Raw genomic sequence first — 12,962 nt, forward strand, 5'->3', positions numbered from 1 at the left:
AAATAACAACAAAAGACCTGATTGATGAACCCAGTTTTTACCAGGTTTGGGTGGGAAGTACAGAGCGAGTGTCGGTAAATGTTGTTTATGAGTGGCTCCGTAAACGCCGATAACACAACATTTTTAGCAAAGTCACAGCAGAATCATAAATCAATAAGGTGGTGTCATGGCCGGAATTTTGGAAGGCGTAGATCAAAGAACGCAGTTAGCAGGTCATAACCGTTTCGAGTTATTGCTTTTCAGATTGGGCGGCCGGCAGCGTTTTGGAATTAATGTATTCAAAGTGCAGGAAGTGATTCAATGTCCGTCTTTAACCCAAATTCCCAATTCCAATTCAGTCATTTGTGGTGTTGCTCATTTGCGGGGCAAGACAATACCGGTTTTAGATCTATCAATGGCTATCGGTTTACGGCCGCTTTCCAGGGACAACGGCTGTTATGTCATCGTGACGGAATATAACAGAACGGTTCAAGGGTTTTTAGTGGGGTCGGTTGACAGAATCATCAATATCGGCTGGAGTTCTGTTAAAGCACCCCCTACAGGTCTGGGCAGGGAAGGGTATCTGACGGCTGTGACTGAAGTCGACAATGAACTGGTGGAAGTGATTGACGTTGAAAAAGTCATGAAAGAAGTCATTGGCTTACGCGATCAAGCTTCTGAAGAAGCAATAGACAGCACGGTTTCCGGAGCGGGTGATCGCGTGTTGATTGTTGATGACTCGACCGTGGCAAGAAACCAGGTGAAAAGAGTCTGCGATCAATTGGGTTTGGAATGTCATGTGCTTAAAGATGGTTTGGAAGCCTGGGAACATCTTAATCAGTTGGTTGATGATAATGTTGAGCTGGAAAAGCACTATGCCTTGATCATTTCTGACGTGGAGATGCCCAGAATGGACGGCTATACGCTGGCATCCCAAATCAAAAAAGACACCAGAATGAAAGGGGTTTACATTGTTTTACATACCTCATTAAGCGGGGTTTTCAATACTTCAATGGTTCAAAAAGTCGGTGCTAATGAGTTTTTAGCCAAGTTTGAACCCGATGAGTTGATAAAGACCATCCAAAACAGGCTGAAGATTTATCATGCTCATCAATAAAACGGGCATTTCCGGTCTCGACTATTCAGCAATGGCTGAGAGTTCTTTGAGAAAAATATAATGGAAATGAATAGCCAGGAATTTAAATTCTTCCAGCACTTCCTCTCGCAAAACTGCGGCATCATTCTCAGCGATACTAAGCATTATCTGGTTAAAAACAGATTATCGAGTCTTCTGGCCTCGTTTAACCTCAGTGGGTATCAAGATCTCATTTTATTACTCAAGCAAAATCCAGGCTCGAAAGTAGCGGTTGCGGTGATTGATGCCATGACGACCAATGAAACCTACTGGTTTAGAGATGAAAATCAGTTTAAAGATTTATCCGATACCTTATTGCCTTTGCTGGCTCAAAAACGTACGCCGCTCCGAATCTGGTCGGCAGCTTGTTCGACAGGTCAGGAGCCTTACTCTATCAGCATGTGCATTGATGACTATGTGAATAGAACAGGTAAAAGTCTGAATGCGAGAATCATCGGTACTGATATTTCCGATACGGTGCTTACCCAGGCAAAAAATGCGGTTTACAATGAATCGGCACTGTTGCGCGGTATCGATTCAGAGAAAAAACAACGTTACTTCAATGCGGTTGAGGATGGATACAAGCTTAAGTCCCAGACAGTCTCCAGGGTTGATTTTCAGTGTTTGAATTTGCTGAAGCCTTTCAATTCAATGGGCCGTTTTGACATTATTTTTTGCAGGAACGTGCTGATTTACTTTTCCGATGAAGTTAAGCGCGATATTTTGACCCGCATGTCAGCGCTCCTAGAGCCTGATGGAGTGTTGTATTTGAGCAGTACCGAACAAATGCCGGTAGGTGTAAACGGATTTATTGCGGTGAGGGACCAGCGTAGCCGGTATTACAAAAAATCCACGTCCTAGCTGCGGCAATAAATTGACACCTGGAATCAAACCGGCGGGTTAATTCCAAAAATTGCCACTTGCCGCTTTATTTCAGTACAAACGGCCATCAATTGCCGCCTCAAAGCCGATGTTGCCGGACTCAATAGTCTCATCCGACCTTTTTCTGATCGAGTCAATTACTTTCATCTCCCGCTGTAACGCTTGTTAACCTAATGAATTAACATTGTTATTTTATTGCGGCATATCATTTGCTTAATTTTTTCTAAAAGCGAACCTATGAGGCGATAATCATGGCTATTAATTTTGAAAAGGCGTTAGGCGTTCATCCGCAGGCTTTGACCTTGCGTGAAAAACGCGGCGAAGTGCTGGCATCTAATCTTGCCAATGCAGATACCCCCGGCTTCAAGGCCAGAGATCTCAATTTTCAATCGGTTTTGAAAGGTGCAATGCCGGATGAGTTGTCAATTGAGCGAACTCGTAGCGGGCATGTGGCTCCGTCAGATCTGTTGTTAGGCGCCAATCTTATGTACCGCAATCCGCATCAGGCGTCATTAGACGGCAACACGGTTGAGTCCCATATAGAGCAAGCCAAATTTTCAGAAAACGCGGTGCAATATCAGGCCAGCTTGCGATTTATCAACGGCAAGTTTTCTGGTTTGATGACTGCAATAAAAGGAGAGTCCGCATGAGTTCTTTCAAAGTATTCGATATTTCCGGCAGCGGTATGAATGCCCAATCACTCAGGCTTAATTTGGTGGCCAGTAATATTTCCAATGCCAATACGGTAAGTAGCAGTATCGATCAAACCTATAAGTCCAGACAGCCGGTTTTTGCTGCGGAATTGAAAAATATCCTGGATAAGCAAAATGCTTCAAGCAAAGTCAATGTCTTGGGTGTGGTGGAAAGCCAAGTGCCGCCATTGAAAGAATATTCACCCAACCATCCTTTGGCGGATGAAGAAGGTTACATCTATAAACCTAATGTCAACACGATTGAGGAGATGGCCAACATGATGTCTGCATCCCGCTCCTATCAGAACAATGTTGAGGTTTTAAACACGGCCAAGGAACTGGCATTGCAAACCCTAAGAATCGGACAATAACAGGAGCAAGATCATGGCAATAGGTTTGGATACATTCAAAGAATTGGGACTGGCAACCGTCGAGAAAGCCACGGCTAAAAAACAGGAATTAGGCCAGGAGGCTTTCTTAAAGATCATGACCACACAGTTACAAAGCCAAAATCCATTGAAGCCAATGGAAAACGCCGACTTTATGGGACAGATGGCGCAGTTTTCGACCGTGTCAGGAATTCAGGATTTGCAGAAGTCATTTAGTGAATTTGCCGGTTCATTATCGTCTGATCAGGCATTGCAAGCAGCGGGTCTCGTCGGCCGGAATGTTGTGGCGCCAGTGAATTTAGGTGTGTTACCGGTAGGCGGTGAAATCCGTGGAGAAGCCGTACTGCCTAATTCAGCAAGCAATGTTGTGGTCAGAGTGACTGATGCGGCGACCGGAGCCGCCGTGCAAACAGTGGATTTAGGTCCTCAGGCTTCAGGGACTCTGCCTTTCAACTGGAACGGCATAGCCAGCGACGGTGCATACTCTAATCCGGGCGTTTACAAGATAGATGTGGAAGCAACCATGGCAGGTGAAAATGTTTCATTACAACCGTATATAAATTCGCGTGTTGAGAGTGTCGTGATGGCTAACGGTCAGAATGGGCTTCAAGTCAATCTGGCGGGTATCGGATCAGTTGCCTTCAATAAACTAACCAAAATTATTTAACAGTCAAGAGGAGGTCTCATGGCTTTTTCAGCAGCACTCAGCGGCTTAAATGCCGCACAAAACAATTTATCAGTGACAGGCAATAACATTGCTAATGCCAATACGGTTGGATTCAAAAAATCCCGATCCGAATTTGTTGATGTTTATGCCTCAAGTTTGGCGGGTGTCAGTAAAACAACTCCCGGCGCCGGCGTCAGGGTGGCTAATGTTGCGCAGCAGTTTTTACAAGGCAATTTGCAGTTTACGGATAATAATTTGGATATGGGCATCAGTGGCGAAGGCTTTTTTGTAGTAGCCAAGTCACCCACTGAGATCAACGACAGAGCTTATACCCGTTCGGGCGAGTTTAAATTGAATGAGGACGGTTACGTCGTCAACAATCAAGGTCAGGCGATGTTGGCATTCAAACCGAATGGCACAACGGTTGCGGACGGTTTCAGTACCGGGGTTATGCAGCCGATCCAAATCAATACCATTGCCGGTAAACCTCAAGAGACCAATCAAGTTGAATACGGGGTCAATCTGGATGCGAGTGCACCGGTTATTGCAGCGGCATTCGATAAGGGTCTCTCCAGTACCTACACCAGTCAGACCTCAGCGACTGTCTATGATTCGTTTGGAAGCTCTCATATCATGACCAGCTATTTCGTTAACAAAGGGGTTGTTGCGGGTGATCCTACTTGGCAGGTCTATCATTACATAGACGGAAATTCTGTTTCTCTGGCATCCGGCGATGCATATGGAGAATTAAAATTTAACGCTGGGGGCAATTTAAAGTCGCCGGTTGATGTTAATGGTGTTGTGGATGGATTGTTTCCGCTAGCCCCTTATTCAATAGTGCCCGCGACAGGGGCCAATGATATTGTGCTTGATAAGTTGACTTATGCGGGTTCAACACAATTCAATCAGAAATTCAGTGTTAACGAGTTAAAGCAAAACGGATTACCGGCCGGACAGTTAACCGGTATCGATACCGATGATGAGGGCGTTATTTTCGCTCGCTTCAGTAATGGCGGTTCAGAGCCGATTGGACAGGTGGCCTTGGTGCGTTTTGCCAATCCGCAAGGTTTGTCTAAGCTGGGCGATACCACTTGGGGACAAAGCGCCAGCTCAGGTGAATCGATATCCGGAGCGCCTGGCACCAACAACTTTGGTTTGATTCAGGCCGGTGCTCTGGAAAATTCGAATGTCGATTTATCCTCGCAGTTAGTCAATCTGATCGTGGCCCAACAGGCTTATCAAGCCAATGCGCAAACGATTACGACGGAAAATTCGATCATGCAGACTATTTTAAATATCAGGTAATCACGCTTCGGGAGTAATGTCATGGATCGCAGCCTCTATATCGCGATGAACGGTGCCAAGCAGACGCTGCTGGCGCAAACTACCAATGCAAATAATCTGGCCAATAGTCAAACTACCGGTTTTAAAGCCGATCTCGAACAGTCCCGCAGTATGCCGGTATTCGGACCTGGTTACCCTACCCGTGTTTATGCGATGACCGAGAGTCCCGGGACTGATTTAACGTCAGGCCCTCTGGCAATGACGGGTCGGGATCTGGATGTCGCTATTAACGGAGAAGGCTGGTTAGCCATTGAAGGAGCAGACGGCAAGGAAGCTTATACCCGTGCCGGCGATTTGAGACTCACAACCGAAGGGCTGCTGCAAACAGGGACCGGTCTAGCGGTGATGGGAAACAATGGGCCGGTTGCTATTCCTCCGGCCGAAAAACTGACCATTGGCTCTGACGGTACTATCAGCATTATTCCTCAAGGCGCCAATGCCACGGCATTGGCGGTATTGGACCGGATCAAATTAGTAAAGCCCGATCTTGATCAGTTGGAAAAACAGAATGACGGCCTTCTGTATCTGAAAGACGGCGGGGTTAGTCCTGAAGATGCTTCGGTCCGGTTGATTCAGGGCGCATTGGAAGGCAGCAATGTCAGCACGGTAGGCGCCATGGTGGAAATGATCGAGTTGGCAAAAAATTTCGAATTACAGACCAAAGTCATGAAACAAGCGGATGAAAATTCCGGTATTAGCGCTAAGTTGATGCAAATGGCATAAACCCTGCTCATAGCTATGTAAATGACAAATTAATGTCACTTTAGGAGATCATCATGACAGAACGAGCATTATGGGTGGCCAAGTCCGGACTGGATGCGCAGCAAACACGGATGGCAATCATCGCCAACAATCTGGCTAACGTTAATACTACCGGGTTCAAAAAATCACGCCCATTGTTCGAGGATTTGATTTATCAGAATATCCGTCAAGTCGGAGCGCAGAGTACCCAGGGTACCCGGTTGCCGACAGGTTTACAGTTAGGTACCGGAGTTAGAACGGTTGCAACTGAGAAACTTCATACGCAAGGGAATATTCAGCAAACAGAAAATTCTCTGGATGTTGCTATAAGCGGTAAAGGCTTTTTTCAAATCCTTAGCCCCAACGGCGATATTAATTATACCCGTGACGGCTCTTTTAAACTGGACGACACAGGACAGGTTGTGACATCCGAAGGTATGCTGCTGGAACCCGCTATTACCGTACCTAATGATTCGATGAGTTTAACGATTGGCCGGGACGGCACCGTCACTGTGGTTCAGCCGGGAAATCCTGCGGCTGTGCAAATCGGTCAAATACAAACGGCTGACTTTATTAATACGGCAGGCTTGGAACCTATTGGCGAAAACTTGTTTCGTGAATCCACAGCCAGTGGGCCACCGGTTCTGGGCATACCCGGCGAAAACGAATTGGGCGCCCTTTATCAAGGTTCATTGGAGACATCCAATGTCAATGTGGTTGAAGAACTGGTTAATATGATTGAAACCCAGAGAGCCTATGAGATGAACTCAAAGGCCATCTCAACGACTGACCAGATGCTCTCGTTTGTCACCCAGCAACTTTAGTGATTTATTATGAAAACCCAAACATTTCGTTTGATTGCAATTTTGCCCGTCTTGTTGATTGGCTGCACGCCTCTGCCGAACAGAGATCCTGCTTTTGCTCCGGTTCAACCGGCTGATTTAAGACCCCCTGCTCAAACCAGCGGCTCTATCTATGTGGCTAATTACGATATGCGGTTGTTTGAAGATCATACCGCCAAACGTGTCGGTGATGTGTTGACGATCACACTTGCGGAAAGGATGCAGGCTAAAAAGCAAGCAGATATGGATGCCAATAAATCGACTTCGGTTAAAGTATCAGCCCCTATGTTGATGGGCGTTTCTCCGGCAACCATTTTGGGACAAGACGTGCAAACCGAGCTGCTTTCGGAACACGCATTTTCCGGAGAAGGTGAGGCCAATCAGAGCAACAGTTTAACCGGTAATATTTCTGTCACCGTAGTGGAAGTTTTGCCGAACGGTAATTTACGTGTACGGGGTGAAAAACGCGTGGCGCTCAATCAGGGCAGTGAATATGTGCGTCTTTCCGGTATCGTCAGGCCGGTGGATATTGACGCGGCTAATATGATTCCATCCACCAAAGTCGCTGATGCCACTTTAATGTATACAGGCGATGGTGCGGTTGCCGATGCCGGTAAAATGGGCTGGCTGGCGCGAATCTTTCTAAGTCCATGGTTCCCGTTTTAAGGAGTAGGGCGTGAAAATAATAAAGCCATTTATCGCTGTTTTGCTGGCAATGAGCGTTTTGGCGCCGGCAAGAGCAGAACGCATCAAGGATATAGCCTCGATAGCCGGGGTTCGCACTAACCAGTTGGTAGGTTATGGTCTGGTGGTTGGATTGGATAAATCAGGTGATAAAACCTTGTTCACCGGGCAAGGGCTTCGCAGCATGCTGGCCCGATTAGGCATGACCTTGCCGCCTGGCGTCGATCCCAGGGCAAAGAATGTTGCCGCAGTGGCAATCCATGCCGAATTGCCGGCCTTTTCCAAATCCGGTCAAACAATAGATGTGACCGTTTCATCAATTGGCGATGCCAAAAGCCTTCGAGGTGGCTCGCTGTTAATGAGTCCGTTAAAAGGGGCCGATGGACAAGTGTATGCGGTTGCCCAAGGTAATCTGGTAGTTGGCGGTTTAAGTGCCTCCGGACTGGATGGCTCAAAAATTACCGTTAATAATCCCAGTGTCGGCCGTATTCCAAATGGTGCCACAGTAGAGCGTGAAGTCGCCTCTCCTTTTGCTGAAGGAAATGATCTGGTCTTTAATCTGCATAATGCTGATTTTACGACGGCCAATCGTATGGCAGAGGCTATTAATCGTACCTTGGGACCGAACGCAGCCAAGGCGTTGGATGGATCTTCAGTGCAAGTCAGCGCACCATCGGATACCTCACAGCGTGTTACCTTCGCTTCAATGATTGAGAATATGATGGTTTCACCTGATGATGCGCCCGCGCGGGTTATTATTAACTCCCGTAGTGGAACGGTAGTAATCAATAGCAAAGTCACGGTTCAACCTGCGGCAGTTTCTCACGGCAGCCTGACGGTTACCATCAGCGAGAATCCGCAAGTCAGTCAGCCGGAACCCTTTTCTGATGGTCAAACGGTTGTTACGCCTCAATCGGATATTAGTATCGAACAGGAAAATAACCGGATGTTTGTATTTAATCCCGGTGTGTCATTGGATGAAATCGTCAAGGCCGTTAACGATGTCGGAGCGGCACCCAGCGATTTGGTCGCCATTCTTGAAGCACTCAAGTCGGCAGGCGCTCTTCGTGCGGAGTTAATCGTCATTTAATCGGAGGTTATCGTGTTAAATGCAGCCCAAAGTCCGGACTATACCGATTTTAACGGTCTGGCCCAATTAAAAAACGAAGCTCGGAAAGAAACGCCCGAAGCAATAAAGGAAACCGCCAAACAGTTTGAATCGCTGTTCGTCAATATGGTGATCAAGAGTATGCGAGAGGCGAAACTGGCCGATGGCATTTTTGACAGTGATCAAAGCAAGTTTTTCCAGGATATGTATGACCAACAACTGGCCGTTCATTTATCAGGGGAAAACGGCGTCGGATTAGCGGATGTCATCACCCGGCAACTGAGTAAACAGCAAGGACAAGGGACGGAGAGTAATGAAAATGAAAAATCAGCATTGGAAGATTATCTGAATAATCCGGTTCGCAGTATTCCTGTTAATAGAGTCAAACACGCGTTAAGTGCCACAAAAAGCGAACCGCTAACAGATAGTGATCTTTTTTCCGGTAAGGAAGTGGAAAAAATGTGGGAAAACTCCTCGCTTAACTCCGGCAAAAATAAGCCGATAACTTCGTCAAAACAATTTGTCAGTCAGTTGCATGCTTATGCTCAAAAAGCGGCCGAGGAACTGGGTATAGAACCAAAGGTACTGCTGGCGCAAGCCGCTCTGGAGACCGGTTGGGGGAGATCAGTGATTAAAAGCAAGGACGGTTCCAGCAGTCATAACTTATTCAATATCAAGGCAGGCAGCCAGTGGCAAGGTAAACGGACAACTGTTTCCTCTTTGGAGTTTGAAAAAGGCATACCTCAAAAGAAAATGTCCGGATTTCGAGCGTATGAGTCCTATCAGGATAGTTTCGATGATTATGTGCAACTGCTTAAAAATAATCCGCGTTATGCTCAAGCGCTCAAACATGCGGAAAATCCTCAGCGCTATATGCTGGAGCTGCAAAAGGCCGGATATGCGACTGACCCTCATTATGCTGATAAAGTCATGAGAATCTACCATGGAGACAGTCTGTCCGGGGTCAGCTCCGGACAAAATCTGGCAATGAACTAAAGCAGTACCAAAGAAAAGCTGAGTTCACTTTCTGTCTCCTATAGCAAGTCACCATTGGCGTTATTGATTTCCGAATAAGTATCTGCTTACCCCTACCATTGTATTGGTTGTAGGTGCTTGATATCAAAGGACGCATAAAACCATCCTTGTGACTCTCTGCTCATCCCTGTTGCAGAAGCCTTTTCAATCAAGCACCTAGACCCTCTATTCCAAGCGAGCGAGTAGTTACCCAAATTATTTTTATTTTTTGGCACTTGATTTGCTTTAGTCGTTAGAGAAAGCTTAACAGGACAAAATTATGGCGGGCGGAATTCTAGGTATTGCAACTTCAGGTCTCTTGGCTTTCCAGCGCTCTTTGGAAACCACTAGTCACAACATTGCCAATGTCAATACAGAAGGATACAGCCGTCAACGGACAGAGTTGTCGACAAAGCCGGCAGTATTCGAGGGAAGTGGTTATCTGGGCCAAGGCGTCAAGGTCAGTAATATCACGCGCAGTTATGACCAGTTTATCAGCAGTCAGCTTAGAACGAGTTCTACCGCTTCAGGAGAAGCGGAACAGTTTTACCGGCTATCCGTTCAAGTTGACGGCCTGTTAGCCGATAACAGTGTTGGTATCGCTCCCGCGATCAAGAGTTTTTTTAACACGGTCAATGAAGTGGCGGATGATCCGTCCTCCATTCCGGCGCGCCAGGTCATGCTGTCTGAAGCTGAGTTACTGGGTCAGCGTTTTAATACCATGAGTGCACGATTCGAAGAGCTGAACTCACAAGTCAATACCGACATCAACGTTCATCTTAACGAGATTAATACGTTGGGAACCGCTCTGGCCGATTTGAATAACCGCATTGCCGCCGATGTAGGGCGCGCTTCTGGGAAGCAACAACCCAATGATTTATTGGATGAGCGAGAGCGGTTACTGACCAAGCTCGCCGAACTGGTCAGTGTGGCAGTCGTACCGCAAGAAAACGGCATGACCAGCATCTTTATCGGAAAAGGAATGCCGTTGGTGCTGGATGGCGTCTCATCAAAGCTGACCACAATCAATGATGATTACGATCCCACTTTTTTGAGAATTGGTTACGAATCTGGTTCGGGAACCTCGGATATCAGTGATCAAATCACCGGAGGAAAACTAGCCGGAACCTTACGGTTTCGGGATGAAATCCTCGATCCTGCGCAACAAAAACTGGGCCAGATTGCTGCCGGATTGACAATGGAAATGAATGCCCTGCAAGAAACCGGATTTGATCTTGATGGTAGCCAAGGTGAAGCCTTATTCAGTTTTAAAGGTGATGAAGTGCCTGTGACGGCCAATCTGGCCAATACCGGCAATGCTTTGGTCACTGCGCGTTTTCAGGATCTCAATGTTACGCCGGATGCGGCTAAGCATCTTGACTTCAGTGATTTTAGGTTGGAGTTTGTCAGCGGTTCCGATTATACCTTGACGCGGCTTCGTGATAATCAGGTCATCTCATTAACAGCAGTTGCTTCTGGTACTCCGAATGTTTCAAATCTGACCTTCGTATCGGCGACTGATCCTAAAATTACCGCCTTGCCCGGTTTTGAGATCAGTATTGATACTAGCGTAGGGGGGGCTGTTGCCGGTGACCAATTTTTGACGCGGCCTACTTATCAGGCAGCCAAGAAGATCGGTGTGAACTTCGATGATCCACGCAAAATTGCGGCGGCAACCAATGTTGAGGTGGATCCAGTTACCGGCAAGCCTGTATTGGATAGTTCAGGCAATGCCATCATTATAAAAGGCTCCATGCCGGGCGATAACCGCAATGCCTTGCTTATGGCGCAATTGGAAAACAAGCTGGGACTTTTGGGAGGTAACGCCTCTTTTCATAACGCTTACAGCCAGTTGGTGGCGGGTGTGGGTTCGTTGACACGGTCAGGTGAGTTAAGTGCAACTGCTCAGAAAACCCTGCTGACCCGGGCGCAAGAAGCAAAAGAAAATGTGGCGGGTGTCAATTTGGACGAAGAAGCGGCTAATTTGGTTATTTTTCAGCAGTCTTATCAGGCAGCTGCACAAGTGGTTTCAACGGCGAATAACATGTTTGACACGTTAATCGGCGCTTTAAGATAAGGAGGGGATTATGAGAATATCAACCGCATGGGCGCAACAGCTTGGCGTTAACGCGATGCAGGCGCAGCAGACCAAAATGTCAAAAACCCAGATGCAATTGTCCAGCGGGCTTAAACAGTTGTCCCCGGCAGACGATCCTTCGGCGGCGGCCAGGGTGTTGGATCTTGAAAAATCGATAGAAAAAACCAGTCAATATCAGGCCAATATTTTTGCTACCCGAGGGCGTTTGAATATTGAAGAGTCGGCACTGGAATCTTCCGAAAATGTGATTATTCGTGTCAAGGAACTTACTGTACAGGCATTGAACGGCACGTTGAATGCCAGTGACCGGCTTGCCGTCAAGCAGGAAGTCGATCAGTTAATCCAGGAACTGGCGGGGGTGGCCAATACCAAAAATGCCAATGGCGAATTTATTTTTTCCGGTGATTTATCCAATGAAGCGGCTTATGCGCAGGATCCTGATACCGGAAAATACGTCTATCAGGGTGGCGTTCATCAGCGGGCCTTGCCGATTGGCCCGGAAAGGCAAGTCGCTGACGGCGATTTGGGCTCCAATGTTTTTGAAAATATTTCATCAGTCAGCCGCTATAAAAATGAGGACGGCAAACGCAGCATTTTTAATACTTTACAGGTTTTATCCGATAGCTTGGCAGGTGATTTCAAGCCCCAACAGGCGACGATTACCGGTGACCGGTTTTTACGTTATGGTTTGGCAGCAGGTTCGTCGTTTGATCTGGTCAGTGATGCCGGTACAGCCTCAATCAGCCTGACTGCTGAGTTTACTGATTTGGATGCGCTGGTTACTGAAATAAACAGTCAAATCGAAGATGATGGAATGGAAGATCATATCCAGGCTCGGACCAACGGGAACAAAGTTGAATTTGTTTCGTTGACAACCGGTATCAATTCAACGATAGAAATCCAAAATGCGAATGCTTTTTTCCTCGACAATGCCGGTTTTGAACAAGGGCAAAGCAATGCCGCCGATGATGTCTTCCTTAATGAAGATGATTTGCGCCTTAATAATCCGGAAATCAGAAGATTCAGTACCGAAGAAGTCTATAACGCCAATCTGGGTAGTGTATTGACTGATCTTGATTCGGCGTTGGACAGTTTGTTACAAGCCAGAACCAGCGTAGGCGCAAGGCTGCGTGCGCTGGATGACCAGGAGTCTCAAAACGATAAATTTATCATCGATACCCGGTCAACGTTATCGGCTACACAAGATTTGGATTACGCAGAGGCCATCAGCCGCTTTAACTTGCAGCAAATGTCGCTGCAAGCAGCCCAACAAGCGTTTTCGCAAGTGCAGCGATTATCGTTGTTCAATTATCTATAAACTTTAAAGAGCCGTTGATTATACCTTTCGCACTTCAAATTTCGGCAGTGCCTAAGGAGGCAACGGGTT

The 12,962-nt window shown here is 46.9% G+C and carries 13 protein-coding genes; all 13 read left to right on the plus strand.

From position 1 onward, the window contains the following. Positions 1–166 precede the first annotated feature (166 nt). The 13 genes from GO003_RS09175 (at position 167) to flgL (ending at position 12,893) form a co-directional block, all read left to right on the plus strand. Complete coding sequence (locus GO003_RS09175) at positions 167–1,096, plus strand: chemotaxis protein CheV (RefSeq protein WP_159659406.1); 930 nt, start codon at positions 167–169, stop codon at positions 1,094–1,096. Between the two features lie 60 nt (positions 1,097–1,156). Then, on the plus strand, positions 1,157–1,975 hold the full coding sequence (locus tag GO003_RS09180; protein ID WP_159659407.1) for a CheR family methyltransferase: 819 nt from the start codon (positions 1,157–1,159) through the stop codon (positions 1,973–1,975). 272 nt (positions 1,976–2,247) lie between these two features. Further along, a complete protein-coding gene (gene flgB / locus GO003_RS09185; protein ID WP_159659408.1) occupies positions 2,248–2,646 on the plus strand; it encodes a flagellar basal body rod protein FlgB in 399 nt (132 codons plus the stop codon). Then, complete coding sequence (gene flgC / locus GO003_RS09190; protein WP_159659409.1) at positions 2,643–3,059, plus strand: flagellar basal body rod protein FlgC; 417 nt, start codon at positions 2,643–2,645, stop codon at positions 3,057–3,059. The genes flgB and flgC overlap by 4 nt, the downstream gene beginning before the upstream one ends. Before the next feature lie 13 nt (positions 3,060–3,072). Beyond that, entirely contained in the window at positions 3,073–3,744 is a 672-nt protein-coding gene (locus GO003_RS09195) for a flagellar hook assembly protein FlgD (RefSeq protein WP_159659410.1), read from the plus strand. An 18-nt stretch (positions 3,745–3,762) separates the two neighbouring features. After that, positions 3,763–5,049 (plus strand): flagellar hook protein FlgE, encoded by a 1,287-nt coding sequence (flgE, locus tag GO003_RS09200; protein WP_159659411.1) that lies wholly within the window; start codon positions 3,763–3,765, stop codon positions 5,047–5,049. 21 nt (positions 5,050–5,070) lie between these two features. Continuing rightward, on the plus strand, positions 5,071–5,811 hold the full coding sequence (locus GO003_RS09205; RefSeq protein ID WP_159659412.1) for a flagellar basal body rod protein FlgF: 741 nt from the start codon (positions 5,071–5,073) through the stop codon (positions 5,809–5,811). 53 nt (positions 5,812–5,864) lie between these two features. Further along, on the plus strand, positions 5,865–6,653 hold the full coding sequence (gene flgG / locus GO003_RS09210) for a flagellar basal-body rod protein FlgG (RefSeq protein ID WP_159659413.1): 789 nt from the start codon (positions 5,865–5,867) through the stop codon (positions 6,651–6,653). A 9-nt stretch (positions 6,654–6,662) separates the two neighbouring features. Then, positions 6,663–7,337, plus strand: a complete 675-nt coding sequence (gene flgH, locus GO003_RS09215) for a flagellar basal body L-ring protein FlgH (RefSeq protein ID WP_159659414.1) — start codon at positions 6,663–6,665, stop codon at positions 7,335–7,337. Between the two features lie 49 nt (positions 7,338–7,386). Continuing rightward, positions 7,387–8,445 carry a flagellar basal body P-ring protein FlgI gene (locus tag GO003_RS09220; protein WP_231089183.1) on the plus strand — a complete coding sequence of 353 codons (1,059 nt, stop codon included), beginning with the start codon at positions 7,387–7,389 and terminating at the stop codon, positions 8,443–8,445. Between the two features lie 12 nt (positions 8,446–8,457). Continuing rightward, on the plus strand, positions 8,458–9,459 hold the full coding sequence (gene flgJ / locus GO003_RS09225) for a flagellar assembly peptidoglycan hydrolase FlgJ (RefSeq protein WP_159659416.1): 1,002 nt from the start codon (positions 8,458–8,460) through the stop codon (positions 9,457–9,459). 298 nt (positions 9,460–9,757) lie between these two features. Then, the gene (gene flgK / locus GO003_RS09230) at positions 9,758–11,554 is read left to right on the plus strand and encodes a flagellar hook-associated protein FlgK (RefSeq protein WP_159659417.1); all 1,797 of its coding nucleotides are present in this window, start codon (positions 9,758–9,760) and stop codon (positions 11,552–11,554) included. 10 nt (positions 11,555–11,564) lie between these two features. Then, positions 11,565–12,893, plus strand: a complete 1,329-nt coding sequence (gene flgL / locus GO003_RS09235; RefSeq protein ID WP_159659418.1) for a flagellar hook-associated protein FlgL — start codon at positions 11,565–11,567, stop codon at positions 12,891–12,893. The last annotated feature ends 69 nt before the right edge of the window (positions 12,894–12,962 follow it).

Origin of the sequence: Methylicorpusculum oleiharenae, assembly GCF_009828925.2 — a bacterium.
Classification (GTDB): domain Bacteria; phylum Pseudomonadota; class Gammaproteobacteria; order Methylococcales; family Methylomonadaceae; genus Methylicorpusculum; species Methylicorpusculum oleiharenae.